This is a genomic window from Agrilactobacillus fermenti (assembly GCF_021030645.1).
Classification (GTDB): domain Bacteria; phylum Bacillota; class Bacilli; order Lactobacillales; family Lactobacillaceae; genus Agrilactobacillus; species Agrilactobacillus fermenti.
Window position 1 is genome coordinate 71,051 of sequence record NZ_JACGCJ010000002.1, and the last position, 22,353, is coordinate 93,403.

At 40.2% G+C, this 22,353-nt stretch carries 18 protein-coding genes and 1 riboswitch; of the genes, 5 read left to right on the plus strand and 13 right to left on the minus strand.

Annotated features, from left to right (window positions below; all coding sequences use genetic code 11):
- Nucleotides 1–2: 2 nt before the first annotated feature.
- The 9 genes from FHQ08_RS00925 to FHQ08_RS00965 all read right to left on the minus strand — a co-directional run bounded on the left by FHQ08_RS00925 (nucleotide 3) and on the right by FHQ08_RS00965 (nucleotide 11,266).
- The gene (locus FHQ08_RS00925) at nucleotides 3–1,526 is read right to left on the minus strand and encodes an ABC transporter permease/substrate-binding protein (RefSeq protein WP_230912500.1); all 1,524 of its coding nucleotides are present in this window, start codon (nucleotides 1,524–1,526) and stop codon (nucleotides 3–5) included.
- An 85-nt stretch (nucleotides 1,527–1,611) separates the two neighbouring features.
- Nucleotides 1,612–3,459: a translational GTPase TypA gene (typA, locus tag FHQ08_RS00930; protein WP_230912501.1), complete on the minus strand. Its 1,848-nt coding sequence runs from the start codon at nucleotides 3,457–3,459 to the stop codon at nucleotides 1,612–1,614.
- Nucleotides 3,460–3,564: 105 nt separating this feature from the next.
- Nucleotides 3,565–4,347 carry an inositol monophosphatase family protein gene (locus FHQ08_RS00935; protein ID WP_230912502.1) on the minus strand — a complete coding sequence of 261 codons (783 nt, stop codon included), beginning with the start codon at nucleotides 4,345–4,347 and terminating at the stop codon, nucleotides 3,565–3,567.
- Nucleotides 4,348–4,363: 16 nt separating this feature from the next.
- Nucleotides 4,364–4,750 (minus strand): UPF0223 family protein, encoded by a 387-nt coding sequence (locus FHQ08_RS00940; protein WP_407929102.1) that lies wholly within the window; start codon nucleotides 4,748–4,750, stop codon nucleotides 4,364–4,366.
- Between the two features lie 55 nt (nucleotides 4,751–4,805).
- Nucleotides 4,806–6,212 carry a dihydrolipoyl dehydrogenase gene (lpdA, locus tag FHQ08_RS00945; RefSeq protein ID WP_230912503.1) on the minus strand — a complete coding sequence of 469 codons (1,407 nt, stop codon included), beginning with the start codon at nucleotides 6,210–6,212 and terminating at the stop codon, nucleotides 4,806–4,808.
- A 7-nt stretch (nucleotides 6,213–6,219) separates the two neighbouring features.
- The gene (locus tag FHQ08_RS00950) at nucleotides 6,220–7,869 is read right to left on the minus strand and encodes a dihydrolipoyllysine-residue acetyltransferase (RefSeq protein ID WP_230912504.1); all 1,650 of its coding nucleotides are present in this window, start codon (nucleotides 7,867–7,869) and stop codon (nucleotides 6,220–6,222) included.
- A gap of 23 nt (nucleotides 7,870–7,892) precedes the next feature.
- Entirely contained in the window at nucleotides 7,893–8,870 is a 978-nt protein-coding gene (locus tag FHQ08_RS00955) for an alpha-ketoacid dehydrogenase subunit beta (RefSeq protein WP_230912505.1), read from the minus strand.
- A gap of 1 nt (nucleotide 8,871) precedes the next feature.
- Nucleotides 8,872–9,987 carry a pyruvate dehydrogenase (acetyl-transferring) E1 component subunit alpha gene (gene pdhA, locus FHQ08_RS00960; RefSeq protein ID WP_230912506.1) on the minus strand — a complete coding sequence of 372 codons (1,116 nt, stop codon included), beginning with the start codon at nucleotides 9,985–9,987 and terminating at the stop codon, nucleotides 8,872–8,874.
- Between the two features lie 415 nt (nucleotides 9,988–10,402).
- Entirely contained in the window at nucleotides 10,403–11,266 is an 864-nt protein-coding gene (locus tag FHQ08_RS00965) for a P-type ATPase (RefSeq protein ID WP_230912507.1), read from the minus strand.
- 213 nt (nucleotides 11,267–11,479) lie between these two features.
- Nucleotides 11,480–11,642: riboswitch (M-box (ykoK) riboswitch) on the minus strand.
- 179 nt (nucleotides 11,643–11,821) lie between these two features.
- Between FHQ08_RS00965 and def the strand changes: the two genes are divergently transcribed.
- Nucleotides 11,822–12,382 (plus strand): peptide deformylase, encoded by a 561-nt coding sequence (gene def, locus FHQ08_RS00970; RefSeq protein WP_230912508.1) that lies wholly within the window; start codon nucleotides 11,822–11,824, stop codon nucleotides 12,380–12,382.
- A 94-nt stretch (nucleotides 12,383–12,476) separates the two neighbouring features.
- On the opposite strand, the gene FHQ08_RS00975 is transcribed toward def, so the two are convergent.
- The 3 genes from FHQ08_RS00975 to FHQ08_RS00985 form a co-directional block, all read right to left on the minus strand.
- A complete protein-coding gene (locus tag FHQ08_RS00975; RefSeq protein ID WP_230912509.1) occupies nucleotides 12,477–14,246 on the minus strand; it encodes an ABC transporter ATP-binding protein in 1,770 nt (589 codons plus the stop codon).
- Entirely contained in the window at nucleotides 14,243–15,967 is a 1,725-nt protein-coding gene (locus FHQ08_RS00980) for an ABC transporter ATP-binding protein (protein ID WP_230912510.1), read from the minus strand. Before FHQ08_RS00980 ends, FHQ08_RS00975 begins: the two co-directional genes overlap by 4 nt.
- A 112-nt stretch (nucleotides 15,968–16,079) precedes the next feature.
- Nucleotides 16,080–16,589, minus strand: a complete 510-nt coding sequence (locus FHQ08_RS00985; protein WP_230912511.1) for a hypothetical protein — start codon at nucleotides 16,587–16,589, stop codon at nucleotides 16,080–16,082.
- A 256-nt stretch (nucleotides 16,590–16,845) separates the two neighbouring features.
- Here FHQ08_RS00985 and FHQ08_RS00990 point away from each other — a divergent pair, with 256 nt between their 5' ends.
- The 4 genes from FHQ08_RS00990 (at nucleotide 16,846) to FHQ08_RS01005 (ending at nucleotide 20,007) form a co-directional block, all read left to right on the plus strand.
- Nucleotides 16,846–17,067 (plus strand): DNA-directed RNA polymerase subunit epsilon, encoded by a 222-nt coding sequence (locus tag FHQ08_RS00990; protein ID WP_230912512.1) that lies wholly within the window; start codon nucleotides 16,846–16,848, stop codon nucleotides 17,065–17,067.
- Nucleotides 17,064–18,749 (plus strand): ribonuclease J1, encoded by a 1,686-nt coding sequence (gene rnjA, locus FHQ08_RS00995; protein WP_230912513.1) that lies wholly within the window; start codon nucleotides 17,064–17,066, stop codon nucleotides 18,747–18,749. The genes FHQ08_RS00990 and rnjA overlap by 4 nt, the downstream gene beginning before the upstream one ends.
- 103 nt (nucleotides 18,750–18,852) lie before the next feature.
- A complete protein-coding gene (locus tag FHQ08_RS01000; RefSeq protein WP_230912514.1) occupies nucleotides 18,853–19,029 on the plus strand; it encodes a hypothetical protein in 177 nt (58 codons plus the stop codon).
- Between the two features lie 21 nt (nucleotides 19,030–19,050).
- Entirely contained in the window at nucleotides 19,051–20,007 is a 957-nt protein-coding gene (locus tag FHQ08_RS01005; RefSeq protein ID WP_230912515.1) for a diacylglycerol/lipid kinase family protein, read from the plus strand.
- A gap of 71 nt (nucleotides 20,008–20,078) precedes the next feature.
- Here FHQ08_RS01005 and FHQ08_RS01010 read toward each other — a convergent pair whose 3' ends face one another.
- Nucleotides 20,079–22,343, minus strand: coding sequence for an ATP-binding cassette domain-containing protein (locus FHQ08_RS01010; RefSeq protein WP_230912516.1), 2,265 nt, complete (start codon nucleotides 22,341–22,343; stop codon nucleotides 20,079–20,081).
- Nucleotides 22,344–22,353: the final 10 nt, after the last annotated feature.

Here is a 22,353-nt window from a genome sequence, read left to right on the forward strand (position 1 = left end):
ACCTACTCCTTCAATAAATGATGCGTTAATAAATACTGACGTGCAACTTTAGCGCTTGATTGTTTCTTAACATTGACCTGATAATTCATCTTTTGCATATCCGTGGCACTAATTCGACCGGCTAATTTATTTAAGACATTAACGATTTCAGGATGCTGTTTTGCAAAATCTTGCCGCATAAGTGGCGCACCCTGATAAGGTGGAAATAGGTGTCGATCGTCTTTTAAAACCAATAACTGATACTGTTGTAACTCACTGTCCGTTGAATAAGCATCCACAATATTAACACGACCCGATGCAATTGCCTCATAACGTAAAGAAGGTTCCATAGATTGAACTGGAAAATCTAAATGGTATAACCGCTTAACACCCTTGAAACCATCATCACGATCAATAAACTCCAAGGTCAAACCACCGTGTAACTGACTTTGTACCGTTTGAAGATCACTAATGTTTTTGAGATGATGTGCCTTTGCAAAACTAGCTTTGACAGCTAAGGCATAGGTATTTTCATAGGCCATTGGCTGCAAATAGGTTAACTGGAATTGTTGCTGCAATAACCGTCGCGCCTTTTGATAAGTTTGGGGAGCTGTAAGTCGTTGCTTGGTCTTTGGCGTTTTAACCAGTGACTCTAACACAGTCCCAGTAAATTCGGGATAGATATCAATATCATCATTACGTAAAGCATTAAACAGAAAACTAGTCTTACCGAAATTTGATTTTAAAACAACATGTGTTTTTGGCGACTGGGCTTTGATCAAATCCGCATACATATGAATCAAAATATCCGGTTCAGATCCAAGCTTTCCAGCAATAGTGATTGTTTCTGGCTTAGGCTTTACAGCCTGATACAAACCAGCCCCAATCATACCAAGTATAATAAGAGCCACCGACAGAAAGGACCAGCGTGCCCGGTGATTCTTCAAGAAGAAGATCCAGCCACTGATCAATAATGCTAGCGCTGCCGAACTAACGGCACCGATGATGATCAAAGGCATATTATTCCGGTCAATCCCCAGCAAAATGAACGAACCTAAACCACCGGCCCCAATCAAAGCGGCCAGTGTCGCTGTTCCGATAATCAAAACTGCAGCCGTTTGGATTCCAGAAATAATAAACGGTTTTGCTAAGGGCAATTCTACTTTGAATAGCTTACGCAAACGCGACATGCCAAAAGCATCGGCTGCCTCCTCTAAAGCAGGATCAATTTCCGTCAATCCGACATATGTATTTTGAAAAATAGGTAACAGTGCGTAAACAACTAAGGCAATGATTGCAGGTACCGTCCCAATACCAACAAGCGGAATCAGTAAACCTAATAGTGCTAGAGAAGGAATAGTTTGCAAAATACTGGTCAATTGTAGAAAAATGTTAGCCGTTTTTTTATGTGGTAAGACCACAATTGCTAAAGGCACGGCAATCAAAATAGCAATCAATAATGATAGTAATGAAATACCCAAATGTTGCCACAAGGCCTGTAGTAAATCACTTCGTCGACTAATCAAAGTACTAATAATATTATTCATAACGACTCCTATAAAAATAGCATAAAAAAATAAGCAACTTTATTATAATTCAAAGTTGCCTATTTTTCAGAAGATTTAATTTTTATTAATTTTTTTGGGCAGCAATTTTACGCTTCTTAGCGGCTTTTTGACGCTCACCTGTATTCAAAATCTTTTTACGTAAACGGATACTTTCAGGTGTCACTTCGCAATATTCGTCATCATTTAAGAATTCGATAGATTCTTCCAATGATAGTGTTTTAGGCGTCCGAATTGCAGCAGCATGATCTTTACCTGAAGCACGGGTATTCGTTAAGTTTTTACCTTTTGTAACGTTTACCGAAATATCTTGATCACGATTACTAGAACCAACGATCATACCTTCATATACTTCAGTCCCGGCATCAATAAATAATTGACCGCGATCCTCAACAGATTGCAAACTATAAGTTGTTGCCTGACCTGCATTAATAGATACCAAAGCCCCATTATGGCGTCCTGGTGTCCAATTCTTGATTACTGGTAAGTACTTTTCAAAGGTATGGTTCATGATCCCATAACCACCCGTTTGTGAAAGAAACTCATTAGAGTAACCAATCAAACCACGTGAAGGTGCCAAGAAGTTCAAGCGTGTCTGGCCATTGCCAGTGCTTTCCATATTTTGCATTTCACCTTTACGTTGAGCCATACCATCAATCACGGAGCCAACGTATTCATCTGGTGTGTCGATTTGAACAGCTTCAAATGGTTCGCTCAAAACACCCTCAACTTCGCGGTAAATAACTTCTGGGCGCGAAAGCTGCAATTCAAAGCCTTCACGGCGCATTTCTTCTACAAGGATTGACAAATGTAATTCACCACGACCAGAAACAGTCCAAGCACTTGGTTGGTCTGTATCTTCAACACGTAAGGATACATCAGTTTGTAATTGACTCTTTAAACGGTCTTCCAATTTACGAGCAGTTACAAATTTACCTTCTTTACCAGCAAATGGTGAATCATTGGCCGCAAAAGTCATTTGTAACGTTGGTTCATCGATGCGTAAAATTGGTAAAGCATCTGGATGATCTACTGGTGTAACAGTTTCCCCAACGAAAATGTCTTCCATCCCAGAAACAGCGATCAAGTCACCAGCTTTAGCTTCATCAACTTCGATTTTCTTGAGACCAAAGAAGCCAAAAATTTTCGTAACGCGGAAGTTTTTAGCAGTGCCATCTAACTTAAGTACCGAAACGTTATCGCCAATTTTAATTTTTCCACGGAATACCCGGCCAATACCAATTCGGCCAACGTAGTCATTGTAATCTAACATCGCTACTTGGAATTGTAATGGTTCGTCACTGTTATCAATTGGCGCTGGAATCGTATTGATAATTGTATCAAAAATAGGTTTCATTGTATGTTCTTGTGTCGCAATATCAGAATCTAAACTAGAAGTTCCGTTAACCGCACTAGCATACACGACTGGGAATTCTAGTTGATCATCATCGGCACCAAGCTCAATAAACAATTCAAGTACTTCGTCCACAACTTCTTCAGGGCGAGCGCCTTCACGGTCGATTTTGTTAATCACGACAATCGGTGTTAAATGTTGTTCCAACGCCTTTTTTAATACAAACCGTGTTTGCGGCATCGTTCCTTCATAAGCGTCCACAACTAATAACACACCATCAACCATTTTCATGATTCGCTCAACTTCACCACCGAAGTCCGCATGTCCTGGTGTATCTAAAATATTAATTTTTTTACCTTGGTAATCTACTGCCGTATTTTTGGATAAAATCGTGATACCACGTTCTTGCTCAATTGCGTTGGAGTCCATGGCCCGATCTTGCAATTGGATATGTTCATCCAATGTATCGGATTGTTTTAATAATTCATTGACCAATGTTGTTTTACCGTGGTCGACGTGGGCAATAATAGCGATGTTACGAATATCATCTCTGGTTTTCAAATGCGCAAACTTCCTTTCATTTCTTAGCCGAATTTCTTAGAAAAATTCTAACGAAACGGGCTAAACGCGCTTAATCTTATAAAAAAGCTGTGACGCAGGTCACAGTTAAGAATGCTCTCTTGTTATCGTCATAATCTGCTGATGCGTCCGTTCCGTTGCAATTAGCACAATTTCAGATGATAGCATATTTAAGGGGTCCCCGTCAATATTTGTAACTTTTAAACCTAAAGTTTCTGCCATAATTTTACCAGCTGCAAAATCCCAAGTCATCAAATGGGAAATGTAGCCGTTCTCGATGCCTTGAATGACCTTGGTAAATTCTACTCCTGCACTGCCAATGATTCGTGCACCAGAGCTTTGGGCCACAAAGTCAGCGACATGATACTTATTTTGCCGCAGTAACGGACCAGAAACGCCTAACAATCCGGCTGCCAAATCAATATTCTTTGGTGGTTTTATCTGGATATCATTGCAATAAACCCCAAATTCAGGGCCACCCCAAAATATCTTTTGCCGGACGACATCTAAGATGACACCAACGATGCCCTTGCCATCTAGATAAGCACCGATCATAATCGCAAAGTTCTCTTTTTCTTTAACAAAATTCATTGTCCCATCAATTGGATCAACGAAAAAGACCAATCCTGAGAGATCTGCAACCTTATCTCCAAAACCCTCTTCACCAATAATTTTAGCTTCAGGAAAAGCCTGCCGGATTTCTTGTACCAACAGTTTCTCCGTTGCTTTATCCATATTTGTTACTAAATCATTCCGATTAGATTTTGTAGCAACCTGTAAATCATCATACAAGTGTTGGCGCAGATGCTGGCCAGCAGCTTGAATCCATATTTTAAGCTTAGTGGCGATTTGCCATGAATTGACTGTCACTTATTATTTGACCTCCCTATGTCGGATCCACCATTTTGAGTCTGCCCTTTTGTTGTGATTGAGCTTGCTTAACAGTCCGATAGATAGAATAACCCGATGCCTTTTCAAAAGCACGATCAATTTGTTTCTCTTGCATCTTAGAGCGAACAACCTGTTTAAAAACTTGATAAGTCGCTAATAAATTGGCAACATCAACCCCGTGCTCGTAGGCTGCTTCAACCTCATTATAAAAATTCACGACAGCGACAAGTTCAGATGTTGTCCACTGATCATCAATAGGATAACAATAACCTTCCGTACCCGTAAAAAACGACCCCTTTACACTTATTAACCGAACGATGATTCTATGTTGAACATTATACCGCAAATTGCTGACAACATGTAGTATTTGCCAAATACGCAAAAAAATAAGCCGTGTCAGCTCAAACCGACACGTACTTATTTTGAAAGATATCAGCTTAAATGTTTGTTGGCATACCCTCAGCAACATCGGCAGCATCCATAATTGCTTCGCCTAAAGTTGGATGTGGGTGAATCGTCAAAGCAAGATCTTCAACATTCATACCAGCCTCGACTGCAACAGTTAATTCAGAAATCAAATCACTTGCGCCAGCACCAGCTACCTGGGCTCCAAGCAAAGTGCCTTCTTTTTTATCAGAAATTAATTTGACAAAGCCATCTGTTTCATCTAATGAAATTGCCCGACCATTAGCTGCAAATGGAAACTTAGAAGACTTGGCATCATAGCCCTTATCTTTAGCCTCGCTCAAACTTAGCCCTGTCGTAGCGAGTTCAGGGTCAGCATAACAAACTGCTGGCATTGCTCGATAATCAACAGCTGATTTCTTGCCTGAAATTGCTTCAGCGGCAATCTTGCCTTCATAAGAAGCTTTGTGAGCTAAAGCCGCACCAGCAACAACATCACCAATTGCATAAATATTCGAAACGTTAGTCCGACCTTGATTGTCAACTTCAATCAAGCCTCGATCAGTCGTTTTTACGCCAGCTTGTTCTAAGCCCATATCATTGGTATTTGGTCGCCGACCAACTGTGACCATGACATAATCCGCCTTGATAGTTTGCGATTTGCCATCAACTTCATAAGTGACAGTCACATCTTTATCTGTTTGTTTAGCTTCTTTAGCCATTGCATTGGTAATAACATCTGTGCCCTTCTTCTTGAAATTATTCAAGACAAGTGAAACCATGTCTTTATCAAAGTTAGGCAAAATTGATGGTGTACCTTCCAGAATCGTAACATGCGACCCTAAATTTGTGTAAGCCCCAGCTAATTCTGAGCCGATATAACCACCACCGATAACGACAAGCTCTTTAGGAATTTCTGGCAAGTTTAAGCCGCCAGTAGAATCAACGACCCGACCTTCAAATTTGAAACCAGGGATCTCAATTGGCCGGCTGCCAGTAGCAATAATCAAGTGCTTAAAAGTATAAGTCTGGGCACTGTCTTTTTGAATGACACGCAGACTATTACTATCTTTCAAGAAGGCTTCACCCATGATCAAATCAATCTTGTGCTTCTTGAACAGCATGCCAACACCACCGGTTAAACGTTCAACAACTTTGTGTTGTTTCCAGTCTTGCGTTGCTTGCCAGTCGATTGATGGTTGCTGTGTTTTAATACCAAAAGTTGACGCATCGGCAGCTTCTTGTAACCGATGGCCAGCATTGATCAGTGCCTTAGAAGGAATACACCCGACATTTAAACAAACACCACCAACAAATTCACGTTCAATAACGGTTACTTTTTGTCCCAATTCAGCTGCGTGAATTGCGGCAACGTACCCACCAGGGCCAGAGCCAATCACTACTGTATCTAAATCAATTGCAAAGTCACCAACTACCATCTGTCTGTCATCCTTCCATCAATAATAATTCTGGATCTGCGAGTAATTGTTTTAATCGATTCATTGCTTCTTGAGCATATGCCCCATCAATCAAACGGTGATCAAATGACAAAGATAGTTTCATCATTGATCCGACAGCTACTTGACCATCATCAGTAACGTAAGGTTCTTTGGCGATACGGCCAAATCCTAGAATAGCAACTTCTGGGTAATTAATGACTGGGGTAAACCAACCGCCACCAATCGAACCGATATTACTGATCGTAATCGTACCACCACGCATTTGATCTGGTTTCAGCTTGTTATCTTGTGCCAATTGGGCATTCTCAGAGATTTCTTTAGCGATTTCAAAGATACTCTTCTTATCTGCATCTTTAATATTTGGAACATATAACCCGTGTGGGGTATTTGTAGCGATTCCAATATTAAAGTAATGCTTGTGCACGATTTCTTGGGCAGCATCATCAATTGACGCATTCAAATCTGGATATTCTTTAACCATGACGACCAAAGCTTTAACCACATAAGCTAAGAACGTTAACTTGATACCACGGTCAGCTGCTACAGTCTTATATTTCTTACGATGTGTCATCAATTTGGAAACTTCCACATCATCAAACAAGGTAACATGTGGTGCGGTATGTTTGCTTGTGGTCATTGCTTTAGCAATTGCTTTACGTGTAGGCGACATCTTTTCACGCTCTTCACGATCTGGTTCCGTTGAAGTATATGCTTTTGGCTTCTCTGGAGCCGGTGCAGCTGCAGTAGTTGTTTGTTTAGCTGCTGGTGCTGGCTGAGCAGATGCCGTAGTGGCACCACCCGCAATAAAGTTATCAATATCTTGTTTTGTAATACGACCATGAGAACCTGTTGCTGGAACTTGAGAAATATCTACATCTTTCTCACGCGCATACTGACGAACAGATGGCATTGCCAGAATTTCACGATTTGGATCACTAATTGGCACCACATTATTAGCAGCACTGGCAGAATCAACAGCTGCCGGTCCACTAGCTGCATTAACAGCAGCAGGACCACTGGCGGCATTTTGGGTAGCCGGTGCAGTTGACGCTTCAGGCGCAGCATCATTATGACCTGGTGCATCAATTTCAACTAACACTTGGCCAACTTCAACCGTATCGCCTTCATTTGCCACAATATTTTTAACTGTTCCTGTGACCGGTGATGGAATTTCTTCAACGGATTTATCGTTTTGAACTTCTAATAATGTGTCATCTTCATTAATGGTATCCCCAGGCTTAACCATCCACTTGACGATCTCACCTTCAACGATGCCTTCACCTAGTTCAGGTAATTTAAATTGATAAACGCCGCCACCATTTGCAGTATCAGCTTTTGTCGATTCTGCTGGTGCTTCTGCAGCTGGTGTAGCACTTGGTGCATCGTTACCGGCTGCACCAGGCGCATCAATCTCAACTAATGGTTGACCAACTTCGACGGTATCACCTTCATTTGCGATTAACTTCACAACTTTACCAGTGACTGGAGATGGTATCTCCTCCACAGATTTATCATTTTGAACTTCTAATAATGTATCATCTTCATTAATAGTATCCCCAGGCTTGACCATCCATTTGACGATCTCACCTTCAACAATACCTTCACCTAGTTCGGGTAATTTAAATTGATATGCCATGATATTCTTCCTTTCTGCTGCGATTAGTAGCTCATGATTTCTTTAACTTCTGCTTCGATATCACTTGCATTTGGTAACCAATCGTTTTCGGCTTGTCCAAATGGAAATGGTGTATCTGGTGCAGCCACAAAGCCGATTGGCGCCTCTAGAGAAAGGATAGCACGTTGCGAAACTTCTGAAACAACATTATTACCAACACCACCTTGACGCTGCGCCTCTTGAACAACAACCAAACGACCGGTCTTTTTAACAGAAGTAAGAATCGTATCAAGGTCTAAAGGTGAAATTGTACGTAAATCGATCACTTCAGCGTCAATATTTTCTTTGGCTAAATCGTCAGCAGCCTTTAAACTTTCACGAACCATGGCACCGTAAGTCACAATTGTGATATCTTTACCCTCACGACTAACGTTAGCCTTATCTAAAGGCAAATCATAAGCTTCATCAGGAACTTCTTCACGGAAAGAACGATATAACTTCATATGTTCCAAGAAAAGAACAGGATCATTTGATTTGATGGAAGCAAGTAATAAACCTTTGGCATCATACGGATTACTTGGAACAACAACACGAATACCAGGAAATTGAGCAATCAAACCTTCGAAGTTATCCGAGTGCATTTCGGGTGTATGCACACCACCACCAAATGGTGCTCTGATTGTGATTGGCATTTGGCGCGTACCATCCATTTTATACCGCATTCGCGACATTTGACCGCCAATAGAATCCATCGTTTCAAAAACGAAACCAAAAAATTGAATTTCAGGAACAGGTCGATAACCCTCCAGTGCCAAACCAATTGACAAACCACCAATACCAGATTCAGCTAATGGTGTATCAAATACTTTATCCTCACCATATTTAGCTTGTAAGCCTTCAGTAGCACGGAAAACGCCACCGTTTTTACCAACGTCTTCACCGAAGATCAGTACTTTGTCGTCCTGTTCAATGGCTTGTCCTAATGCATCGGTAATTGCTTGAATCATTGTTTTCTTTGCCATATTAGTTCGACTCCTTCTGACGATAAGTTTCAATTTGTTCCTTAATGTTTTGCGGTTGTACTTCATAGGTATTTTCTAGGAATTGGCTAACTTTTTGTTTTGCAACATTGTCTGCTTGATCAATTGCCGCTTTGATCTCATCTTTATATTGCGCTGTCAATTTTTCTTCTTGTTCATCGGACCATAGATTCTTACTTTCCAAATAAGTTCTGAACCGATTTAATGGGTCACGTTGATGCCACATTTCATCTAATTCTTCAGAACGATAACGTTTTGGATCATCACCAGATAATGTATGTGGCCCATAGCGATAAGTCATCGTTTCAATTAAAACAGGTCCGTTACCGGCTGCAGCCCAATCACGTGCTTCTTTCATAGCTTCATAAACAGCCAACGGATCCATCCCATCAACCTGAACGCCAGGAATACCAACAGCAACAGCTTTTTGAGCTAGTGTCTTAGCGGCTGTTTGTGCTGAACGCGGTACGGAGATCGCAAATTCATTATTTTCAACCACAAAAATAGCTGGTGCCTTAAAATGGCCGGCAAAGTTCATCCCTTCATAAAAATCCCCTTGCGACGTGCCACCGTCACCGGTATAAGCAAAGGCAACATTTTTAGAGCCATTTTTCTTCAAGCCTAAGGCAACGCCAGCTGCTTGGACATATTGTGCGCCAATAATAATTTGTGGTGGTAATGCTTTCAAATCTTCAGGATAGTTATTGCCTTCAACATGGCCGCGAGACCACAAAAATGCTTTGTATAAAGGTAACCCATGTTGAATTAATTCTGGGACATCCCGATAACGCGGTAGTAAGAAATCAGCCTTATCCATTGCATAAACACTAGCCATTTGACTAGCTTCATGACCAGCTGTTGGTGCGTAAAAACCCAAACGACCCTGACGGTTTAAAGCAGTTGAACGTTGATCTAACACACGAGCCCACAACATTTTAGACATTAATTCAACTAATTGTTCATCACTCAAATCAGGAACATGATCCGCATCAACAAGCTCACCTTTTTCGTTGAGAATCTGCACCATTTTAAAGTCTTTATCTTGATCTTTTAATAGTGCTTCAAAATCAAGCAATTTGGTACTTTTTTTACCTGCCATAGATATTCAGTCCCCTTCGTTATTATCTGTAGCAATACAAATTAAAAAACTGTATTACTATAAACCTCTTCTTGTTCAAATTTAGCATTATGCAAACGCTTTTGCAAGCGTTTTATATATTTTTATAGCAAATTAGCCGTATTAAATTAGTGAAATAATTAACTTGATGTTAACACCAAGCAATCTGTTATATATTCCAGTTTGTATTTTACCAAACTGTATCTAAATCAGCCATGTAATTTTTACAAAACGACACCAAATTACCAAATTCGAAACATTTAACAGCCTTGATCCTTTATTACCCAATTTTCAATATTTTTGAGCAACAAAAAATGACCAGAAACAAAACACATGTTTTGCCCTAGTCATACGAATTTCAGTTTATTTCATACGATATTTAATTGATGTTTCTATTCTACGCCGCTCGTAGAAAAGCATTTGAAAAATGTGCCCTAGTTGACTGCGACGGTCGTTCAGCTTCCAAGCTACGTCTTGAGGATTGTAACGACTCATCCAAAAACTCCGGTATAATATTACTTTCAAGCTCTTTCAAAGCAACATTAGTAAAGGCGTCAGAACGCACATCACTGTCTGTTGATGCTGAAATTGTTTGTTGCTTCGATTTTGTGAAAGCTTCAACTATCTTCTTAATTGCCAATACAAGACTTGAACTATTTTTTGCAGTTGATCCATTATTAAATAAATCAGCGCCCGTTTGTAATACCACAGCAAGGCCATCACCAGCAATGATTTTTGAACCAAATTGCCCAGCGTGATCAGCCGTCAAAGTGCTGTCCTGAAAGAAACGAACATTTGCTGGCACATCATCGCCAGCTGTTAATACAATTATGTCGCCTGGGACCAGTTCAGTTGCTGGTAGACGCCGGCCTAAGCCTTCCCGAATAACCAAAACATCGGCTGTTAAAATACGATTGATTCGATCAACTGTCCGGTTAAACATAACGGTTCTACTCATATAAAGAATCATACCTAGAACATAACCCATTACAAAAATATTAACAAAGCCAACTGCCGCAGCTAAAAAACCAATAACTAAAAATAGTGGATTCTTTAAATAATTTAATAATTCATTCGTAAGTGAAACCCGCCGTAAACTTCTGCAAACATTCCGTCCGTTGCGCACCATAATGTGTTGAATTTCAGAAATGCTCAAACCACTTGCTCTTACTGAAGTATCCATCTTGGTATTAGCGCGGATATCAGTAACTGGAAGTGCTCCGTTCCACAGACGTTGTTTCAAAAAAGTTTTTTTGAACATACTTTCTGCCTCCTGTTTATAAGGCAAAAGAAGTTGTGTTCAACCACATTCAATTAAAAAGCGAGGTGGGTAAAACATCTGACTTCTCCTGCTGATCACCTGTATCCGTCGCTCCTGGTTTAGAATCTGTAGACATTCAACTCACCTCTCTTTTCTTTCTATCATTTTTTAAGATAAAATAAAAGGACACCGCAAACAATTGGGTGTCCGAAAACAAGATCCCAATCGTTTAGTTTTAGCACTATATGACGTAGAAATTCATCAGCTGTATTAGAAAAAGCCTTAATGGGCAGTTTCGGCTGACTCGTTGGCATCTCTCGATGTTTCTGAGCAACAGCGTATTTTCATATAGGAGCCTCACCTAACGGGATAAGCTTATATTATCTTTTAAGTTTATTATACGCTTTTAATATGTAATGTTAAGTATTTTACACAGTAAAAATACTTTTGTCAACTTTTTATTTATAAGTCAGCTTTGCATGATACTTTTCAACTCGCTTTCATGTCAGACTTGTGATAATATTTTACGAGAATTCACTAATGGAGGGACGAACCTTGATTTTAATGAAAGATATCACCCGGGACGGCAACCCTGTTTTACGGAAGACTGCACAAAAGGTCAGCTTTCCCTTGAGTGATGATGACAAAAAACTAGCTAAAGATATGATGACTTATCTTGAAAACTCGCAAGATCCAGAGATTGCCAAAAAGCACCAATTACGTGCGGGCGTTGGTTTGGCAGCACCTCAAGTCGGTGTTTCAGAACAGATGGCTGCTGTTTTGGTACCAAGCAATGACCCCGAGGTAGAACCGCTATTAAAAACAGTTTTGATCAATCCAGTGATCATTAGCCACTCTGTTAAAGATGCGGCGTTAGCTGAAGGCGAAGGTTGTTTATCAGTAGACAAAGATATTCCCGGGTATGTGCCACGCCATGACCGCATCACCATTCGCTGTCAGGATATGGACGGCAAAACCATCAAACTTAAGTTAAAAGATTATCCGGCCATTGTTTGCCAGCATGAAATCGATCACCTTAACGGCATTCTTTTTTATGACCATATCGACAAAAAAAATCCTTTTACGCTTAAAGAGAACACAGTCGTCATTGAATAAAAATTATCCACCTAATTAATGTTTATTAAACCTAACAAAAAGACTCGACAAGTTAAATTTGTCGAGTCTTTTCTAATACCCCTATTTCATAGAGCTATTCATTTAAAGCATCTGCATCTTCAAACTGAGAGTTATAAAGTTGTGCATAAAATCCATTTTTTGCAAGTAAGGACTCATGGTTTCCTTGCTCAATAATTTGACCGTTTTGCATGACAAGAATCAAATCGGCATTACGAATTGTTGACAAACGATGTGCGATCACAAAACTAGTCCGTCCTGCCATGACCTGATCCATTGCCTTTTGCAGCATTTGTTCTAGGCGTGTATCTACCGAACTCGTCGCTTCATCTAAAATCAAGATTGCTGGATCTGCGATAATTGCCCGGGCAATCGTCATAAGTTGCTTTTGGCCTTGGGAAATATTGTCTGCCTCCGACGAAATCGTGGTTTGGTAACTATCGGGTAAAGTATGGATATAATAATCAATATTCGCCATCTTCGCCGCATCCACCACTTCATAATCACTTGCATCCAATTTTCCAAAGCGAATGTTATTAGCTATTGTATCTTGATAAAGCCAGGTATCTTGCAAAACCATCCCAAAATTAGATCTTAGATCTTGAACGCTAAGTTGTTGCGTATCGACACCATCCAACAAAATCCGACCGGCATCAATTTCATAAAATCGGAGCAATAAGTTGATCATCGTTGTTTTACCTGCGCCCGTAGGTCCAACAATGGCTACCGTATCGCCCGGCTTGGCTGTAAATGACAGATCTTTGATCAAGGGCTCATTTTTAACATAGCTAAAAGACACATGATCAAAAGTCACGGCACCTTTAACTGGTTTTGGCAGAATTTGTAAATTTGCTTTTTCGGGTTTTATCGGTTCGTTAAGCACTTCAAAAACACGCCCAGTAGCCGCTTGACCCGCTTGAAGAATACTAGACAGCTGCGTCAACGAAGCCAATGGCTGGTTCACTTGCCAAATGTACTGGATAAAGGCCTGTAAATTACCAACTGGAATGACGCCACGAAGTACAAAATACCCACCTAAAGTTGCCATCGTCGCATAGGTTAGATAGGCCACCAAAGAAACCAAGGGCATCATGATGCCCGAAATAAAAGCGGCTTTAAACCCATGTTCTGCCAAATTATGGTTGACATCACTAAACCTCGCTAAAGCTGCCTTTTCTTGACTAAATACTTTAATTTCAGTGAAACCATTAAAGTTTTCTTGGACTGCTGCATTCAACCTGCCTAAATAGTTTTGTTGGTTTGTAAAGTAAGGCTGTGACTTTTTGACAATAATTCGTGAAACCAAAAATGTCGCTGGAATCATCCATAATGAGATCAGGGCCATTACCCAATTGATCGTAAACATCATAATTACAGCAACCGTGATACCTACAACTGAATTAACAACCTGAATCAAGCCTTGTTGCAAGGCATTAGTAATGGCATCGACATCATTCGTGAAACGCGACAATAGATTGCCCAACTGATGACGATCAAAGTAGCTCACCGGCAACGCATTCATCTTTTCATCCAACTGTGCCCGCAACCCACGCATAGACCGCTGTACTGCTAATGTCATCAAATATTGCGATAAAAACATGGTGATCTGGTACAACAAAGCAAACAGCAAAATCAAAGCAATGATCTTTAAAACATAGGTAAAATCAATAGCCCGATGCTGTCGAGCAGCATTCGTAATTTCGGTGACGATTAGTCCCATGATCACTGGCCAAAGCGCATTAAAAAACATAGACAAGCCAGCATTAAGCAACGCCAAGTACAGATGACGCCGATTTGGCTTTAAAAAAGGCTGCAATTGCTTGAAGGAGCGGATCATTTGTTTCATGAGAGTTCCTCCTTCGATAATTGAGAATATGCAATATCTTGGTAAACTTGATTTGTTTTTAATAAACTTGCATGTGTCCCAACGCCAACGACCTGCCCACGATTTAAGACTACAATTTGATCAGCGTTCATAATTGTACTGATCCGTTGGGCCACGATTAGAATCGTTGCATCTTGAATTTGATGATAGAGTGCCTGCCGTAATTTAAGATCAGTCTTATAATCTAAAGCTGAAAAACTATCATCGAAAATATAAATTGCTGGTTGGCGCACGATCGCCCGAGCTATTGACAGTCGTTGTTTCTGACCACCAGAGAAATTACTGCCACTTTCAGAGATCTCTGTATCTAGCTGGTCAGGTAAGGCTTGTACAAAATCTTTAGCTTGGGCAATCGTTAACGCTTGCCAAATCTCGTCATCTGATGCATCTGTTTTGCCAAATTTAAGATTATCACGAACCGTGCCTTGAAATAGCATCGCTTTTTGCGGGACAAAACCGATCTGCTGCCGCAATTGCTGAATTTGATATTGATCAATACCAATACCATCTAAACTAAGTCTTCCATCGGTGATATCATAAAATCTGGGAATCAATTGGATCAATGTGGACTTACCACTGCCCGTGCTGCCGATAAAAGCAGTGGTTTTCCCCGCCGGCAAGTCTAACGTTACATCGCGAATGACAGGTTCTTCTGCAGAAGTATAGGAAAAAGTAACTTTTTCAAATTGAATATGTCCCTTGATTTTTTGTTGAACTGGTTGCTCAGGTGCCTTGATCTCACTTTTAGTATCTAATACTTCCTGAATACGTTTTGCCGAAACAGCAGCCCGAGGATAAAGCATAAATACGCTGGAAAACATTAAAAATGAAAAAAGCACATGAAAGATATATTCTACAAAAGCAATCAATGACCCAATTGCCAAATTACCAGCACTGATGGACAAAGTCCCTTGCCATAGAATTAAGGCAAATACAATATTAAACACAAACGAAAAAGCCGGTTGTGACATTGCCATCAATGTGTATAAATTAATGGAACTTTTAGCATAAGCCTGGTTAACATCTGCAAAGCGCTGCTGCTGGAACTTCTCCCGGACAAAAGCCCGAATGACACGAATACCCGACAAGTTTTCCCGCATATTTTGATTGATCTTATCCAAGTTTGCTTGTTGTTTTTCGGACATGGGCTCTGAATAATGCGCTATCACAAGAATCCCCAATAACAGCACTGGAATTGCTAGAAAAACAAAAATAGATAAAAAAGCATTCGTTCGAACGATCATCACACCAGAAACGATAAACATTAGTGGCGTCATAAATCCAGTTCGAAAGACCATCTGTAAAAATGTCATAACTTGAAAAGCATCATTGGTACTGCGTGTGATCAATGATGCCCCACTAATTTGCTTATATTCACTTTGCGAAAAATTGATGGCTGACTTAAAAATATCATCCCGAATATCCCGCACAATATTATTGGTCAACCGTGAGCCTGTATAAGCCAAACCGATTAGACCAATCATGCCAATGGCAATAATTAAATACATCAAGCCGCCATATTGAAAAACACCTTGGACGCGATTTTTATTGATGCCATTATCGATCATTTGGCCTAATAAGGTTGGCAAACCCAACTCAATCAAAGCAAAACCAAGTACAAAAAAAAGATTGAGTAAGATCAATTTCTTGTATCGTAGTGAATATCGAATCATCAACTGCATATCAACACACTCCTACTATATGTGGCAACGGTAAATTAAAAGAGACCTTGGTAAAAACAAAGTTTTAGCCGCAGACTCTCAGATGACACGTTTCTTACAAAATCAATGATAGCTACAACGCTTCAGTCGTAACTCTTTTCATATCTTTCACATAATCAATTGTTGGTTTGTTGGTCATGAATGCAATATCAATATGATAATAATTCTCCAAATACCAATGATCACTAATCACAAAGGGCGTATAACGTGGCATTGAAGAAATCACCCCATTCTCAGAAGCGTGTTCATTGAGCTTTTGGGCCAGGGCATTCGTGAAATCGTCATCAAAGAAATCAGCCGTGCCACTAAAATTCGGCCCAATGGCAAATTTGTATTCAAAAACCATGATGCCCTTGCCCCATATATCTTGGACCGGCTCCGAATCAATTTGCTTAGGAATTTGTAAGATATTTTCGTAATTCGTTGATGGATCCATTAATGTCTGTGCTAAAATTTTATTCGTTAGCTTTTGACTGTGATTCAAAAGAATTTTTAAAGCAGCATTGCGTCTGATACGTTTGATCAAGTAATAAAGGGCAACGATTATAATGACACTGGTAATTGCAACTGCAAATGTTAACATAAATTATGCTCCTAATTCATCTTGTACTAACATAAGCCTATCATATCAGAATCACTGAAGGGTTTCCATTGATTATAAATGTACTTTATATGTGAATTATGATATATTTGACCTAATTGTTGTTCATCAACATCACGGACGGTACAGCGGCGGTTGAACCGCACTTTTCAAATCGGACATATATTGGTTCGGACTATGCTTATTTATTTGCATAGTCTGCTTTGATAACTGAACAAATTAATAAAGGAGTTTCATTATGATTTTTAAAGTTTTATATCAAGAAAACACAAAACAAGCCCCAAGACGAGAAACAACACATGCTTTATACTTAGAAGCAGACAATGTCGTTGACGCTCGGGCATTGGTTGAAAAAAACACGGCTTATAATATCGAATTTGTTCAAGAATTAAGTGGTAAGTTTCTTGAATTTGAACAAAATGAACCTGATTTTAAATTAACGGAGTTTCCGACTAAATGAAATTAAAAGTAAAGAATAACGAGACCGCAGTTTTTGCCATTGGCGGTTTGGGTGAAATCGGGAAAAATATGTACGGCGTTCAATTTCAAGATGAAATCATCGTTATTGACGCAGGTATCAAATTTCCCGAAGACGACTTATTAGGTATTGACTATGTCATTTCTGATTATTCTTATTTAGCTCAAAACCAACAAAAGATCAAAGCATTGGTAATTACTCACGGCCACGAAGACCATATTGGTGGTATCCCCTATCTGTTAAAACAAGTTCCAAATATTCCAATATATGCCGGTCCTTTAGCTTTAGCATTGATCAAAGGTAAATTAGAAGAACATGGGTTATTACGGACTGCTGATTTACATGAAATTAATGAAGATACCGTCTTAAAGTTCCGTAAAACAAAAGTCAGTTTTTTCAGAACTACCCATTCAATTCCCGATACGCTGGGTGTCGCCGTAGAAACGCCGCAAGGGGTAATTGTTGAAACTGGTGATTTTAAGTTTGATTTAACACCTGTTGGTGATCAGCCCGCCCCAAATCTACAACGGATGGCTGCACTTGGCGAAAAAGGTGTTTTATTGCTGATGTCTGATAGCACCAATGCTGAAATTCCTAATTTCACAAAATCTGAGCGCTTTGTCGGAAATTCAATTCGCCACATCTTTGAAGGCATTGAAGGCCGAATTATTTTTGCAACCTTTGCTTCTAATATTTCCCGAATCAACCAAGCCGTTGAAGCTGCGATGCATGAAGGGCGTAAAATTGCTGTTTTTGGCCGCAGTATGGAAGGTGCCATCGTTAACGGTCGAGAACTAGGCTATTTGAACATTCCAGATGATGTGTTAGTGGATGCCCACACGATCAATAGTTTGCCAGCTAATAAGGTTTTAATTCTCTGTACTGGTTCTCAGGGTGAACCTATGGCTGCCTTGAGTCGCATTGCAAACGGCACTCATCGACAAATAACGATCCAACCGGATGATACCGTTATTTTTTCCAGCAATCCAATTCCTGGTAACACGACTTCTGTCAACCATTTGATCAATCAGTTGTCTGAAGCCGGTGCCGAAGTCATCCACGGAAAAGTTAATAATATCCATACTTCTGGGCACGGTGGTCAGGAAGAACAAAAATTGATGTTACGGCTTATGAAACCGAAGTTCTTTATGCCTGTCCATGGTGAATATCGGATGCAGCGTATTCACAGTGAGCTTGCGGAACAATGTGGCGTCGATAAAGACAATATCTTTATCATGGAAAACGGTGATGTTTTGGCGTTGACAGATGAAAAAGCGCGTCGTGCCGGTCACTTTCCTGCCGGTGATGTCTATGTTGATGGCAGTGGCGTTGGTGACATCGGTAACGTTGTATTAAATGATCGCCGAATTCTTTCTGAAGAAGGTTTAGTCGTTGTGGTAGCAACGATCAACTACAAGACCGGTGAAATTCTTGCTGGTCCGGATCTGCTTTCAAGAGGTTTCGTTTATATGCGTGAATCTGGGCCTCTGATCAAAGAATCACAGCGGCGTATCTTTAATGTCATGCGTAACACGTTCAAACAAAACGAACACGTCACGGAAGCAAAACTTCGTGATGCGATCATTGATAGTTTACAAGATTATCTGTTTGACCAGACTGAACGCCATCCGATGATTCTACCAATGATCATCTCTGCAAATTAATCATTCGAAATTTAATGTTCTACTAAAGGCTGCTGTAGTTTTATCCTGCACAGCCTTTTTAATTTTCAACAACAACCAAAGCGATAACTAAGGAGGTTTTAGTTTGACTAAAATACGCTGGACAACATTAATTTATAGTCTTAGCTTTGTAATTGCATTAATTTTATTTTTCGTTGCACCCCAAAGTTTGCTCTGGAAAGTCATCAAAACCAGTTTATTCATAATAGCCTTGATTTTTGCATTAATCACGACCCATTTGAAGCAAAAACAGCAAAACTAATAGAAATTGAGGTATGAATCGTTGGTTGTAAGAAATACAAAATTTTTACATATTATTGCCAATGAAACCGCTGGCAGCAATCATGGTCGGCAGACGACGGCAAAAGTACAACAGTACCTGAATAAAATCGAGCAGCCCTATGACCTCTTACGCACGCAGTTTCCCGGTCATGCGACGATTATAGCTAAAAATATAGCCATCCCAACACAGCTGCAAAATCGAGTCCATCTGGTCGTTGTCATTGGTGGTGATGGCACGTTACATCAAGTCATCGCTGGTTTAAGACAAAATTCAAATATGAAGCAGCTCCCAGTGGCCTACATTCCCAGCGGTTCTGGTAATGATTTTCGCCGAAGTCTAAATATTGAATTGGATCCACTCAAAAATTTGGCCCATATATTAGCGACCAATCAAGCCACTTTGATCGATATTGGCAGTTTAAAATATGATCAAGCACCAGAAACAATTTTCGTAAACAATGTGGGTATTGGTATTGATGCACGCACTGTCCATTTAACAAATATTTCCGCGCTTAAAAAGTTATTGAATCAAATCAAACTAGGCTCTTTTTCTTACTTGGCCAATCTCGTACGGGCCTTTTTGCAGCAGACTAGTTTTGATGTGCAAATCACACATGACGGATATACCCAAAATTTCCATAATATCTTTTTAGTTACGCTTGGTAACGAACCTTATTTTGGTGGCGGGGTACCAATCCTACCTCGGGCGACTTTTTTCAATCATAAAATTGATTTGATTCTAGTTGAAAAAATGCCATTGAAACAATTAATTCCGCTATTTTACTGCGTATTCAAAGATGGTACGCATCTTTACCAACGAGGTGTTTATTATACCCAAGCAACTCAGTTCGATTTACAAATCCAGCAGCCAAACTATGGTCAAGTTGATGGTGAATTATTAGGCAAAGCTGCTTTTCATGTCACTGCTCAAGTCACTCAGTACCCTTTTTGGTTATAAAATAAATTGCGGACACAAAAAATCCTAATTCGCTGACGCACACAGTCATTCGAATTAGGATTTTTATATATTTAGGAGTTTCGCTGAGCATTATATTGTTTCATCGCAACACCAGTTTTAGAATCAATGACCTTCTGAGCAGCTTCAGGCACACCCGCATATAGCACTTGACCGCCATACCGACCAGCTCCTGGACCAAGATCGATCAGCCAATCTGCTTGACTGATGATTGCTAGATTATGTTCAACGATAACTAACGTGTTACCCGCAGCCACTAATTCATCAAATAAATGACTCAACTTAGTCACATCTTTCATGTGCAGCCCAGCAGTGGGTTCATCTAATAAATAAATTCTGCCAGTTAAATTTAACTGAACGGCTAATTTCAAACGTTGTAATTCACCGCCTGAAAGTGTCGTCAGCGGCTGACCTAATGTTAAATAAGCTAACCCCACTTTTTTCATGTTAACCAGCTTATGTTCAATTTTAGCAATCCCGTGAAAAAAAGGTAGAGCCATTTCAATAGGCAAATTTAAAACGTCACTGATATTCTTACCATGATACTGATAGCTGAGTGCTTTGGCATTGTAACGTTGACCCTGACACTTTTCACATGTCTGTACGACTGGATCCATGAAAGCCATATTAGTGATTGTGACACCTTTCCCTTTACAGCGTGGACAAGCGCCCTTGCCATTATAACTAAAAAGACTTGTAGACTGACCTGAGGTTTTGGCAAATAAGTGCCGAATATCATCTAAAATAGCGAGATAAGTAGCTGGCGTCGAACGAATGTTTACACCAATTGCTCCTTGTGTTAAATCAATATAGGTATCCTTTAACTTTGAACGTAAAGCATCCATTAACGAGCTTTTCCCAGAACCGGCAACGCCAGAAATAACCGTTGCCACACCTAATGGTATTTGAACAGTGACATTGTTTAAATTATGTGTGGTCACGTGTGCTAATGAAATCGTATCTTTGATCTTGCGAGGTTGACGAAATTTAAGCGGCTGCTTTAGATATTGGCCTGTCAGCGTGTTGCTGGCCAGCAGTTGTTGATAAGTCCCAGTAAAGGTCACTTTTCCTCCGGCAACACCGGCTTCTGGCCCCATTTCTACGACATAATCGGCAATCGGCATCACTTCAGGGTTATGTTCTACGACCAGAATCGTATTGCCCTTGGCCTTTAATTGTTTCAATGCGTTTTTGATCAGCTGGATATCATGTGGATGCAATCCAACACTGGGCTCATCTAAGATATATACCATATCAACTAAGGCACTAGTCAAAAACTTAGCAATTTTAATCCGTTGTGTTTCGCCACCAGATAGTGAACTTGTCCCTCGGTCAAGGGTCAAATAGCCTAAACCAATATCAATCAAAGACTGAATTTTTGTGGTTACTTCCCGAATCAAATCTTGGACCAGGGGTTGTTCAACCGCCTGCAGAAATTGCAGTACATGGACCAAATCCATCGCCAATACTTCAGCAATATTTTTACCATTCAACTTACAAGTTAACACTTTAGCTTGCAGCCGCGTCCCGTGACAAGTCGGACATGCCCGTCGTGTCACTACTTTTGCCAAAGCTTCCTGATGATGTTTGGCTTCGCTTTTACCAATAATCGAACGGCGGATTCGTGGGACGATTCCCTCATAAAGTGCTGTTCGTGGCCAGGCAGCTGGGGCATTCTTTAAGCGCTGCTGGGGTGCATATAATAGCAGCTGTAAGTCCGCTTCACTATAATCTTTAAGTAATTTATCATTATCAAAAAGGCCACTATCCACATAACGACGCCAGCGCCAGGTATTGGGTCCAAAACTGACAAATGTAATTGCTCCTTGATTTAACGACTTATTCGGATCGATAAGTGCTTTCACATCAATATCATCTACGTAGCCGAGCCCTTGACATGTGGGGCACATCCCTTGCGGTAAATTAAATGAAAAAGTATCCGAATAACCAATAAACGGCTGACCAACTCGAGAAAATAACAGGCGCAAAAGCGAATAAATTCCTGTATAAGTTGCTAACGTGGACCGGGCATTTTTACCGATCCGCTTTTGTTCAATCACAATGGCCACTGGTAAATTATCAATTTGCTGGACGTGTGGCTGGCCATATTTAGGTAAATACTGCTGGGTAAAACTGGGGAAGGTCTCGTTCAATTCTCGTCTTGAAGTGGCCGCAATCGTATCAAAAACCAAAGAAGATTTTCCCGATCCAGATAAACCCGCAAAAACAGTGATCGCATATTTAGGAATCTTCAAATTCACATTTTGTAAATTATTTTGAGTTGCACCGTGCACAACAATGGCCCCACGTTCAAACATAAACAACCTC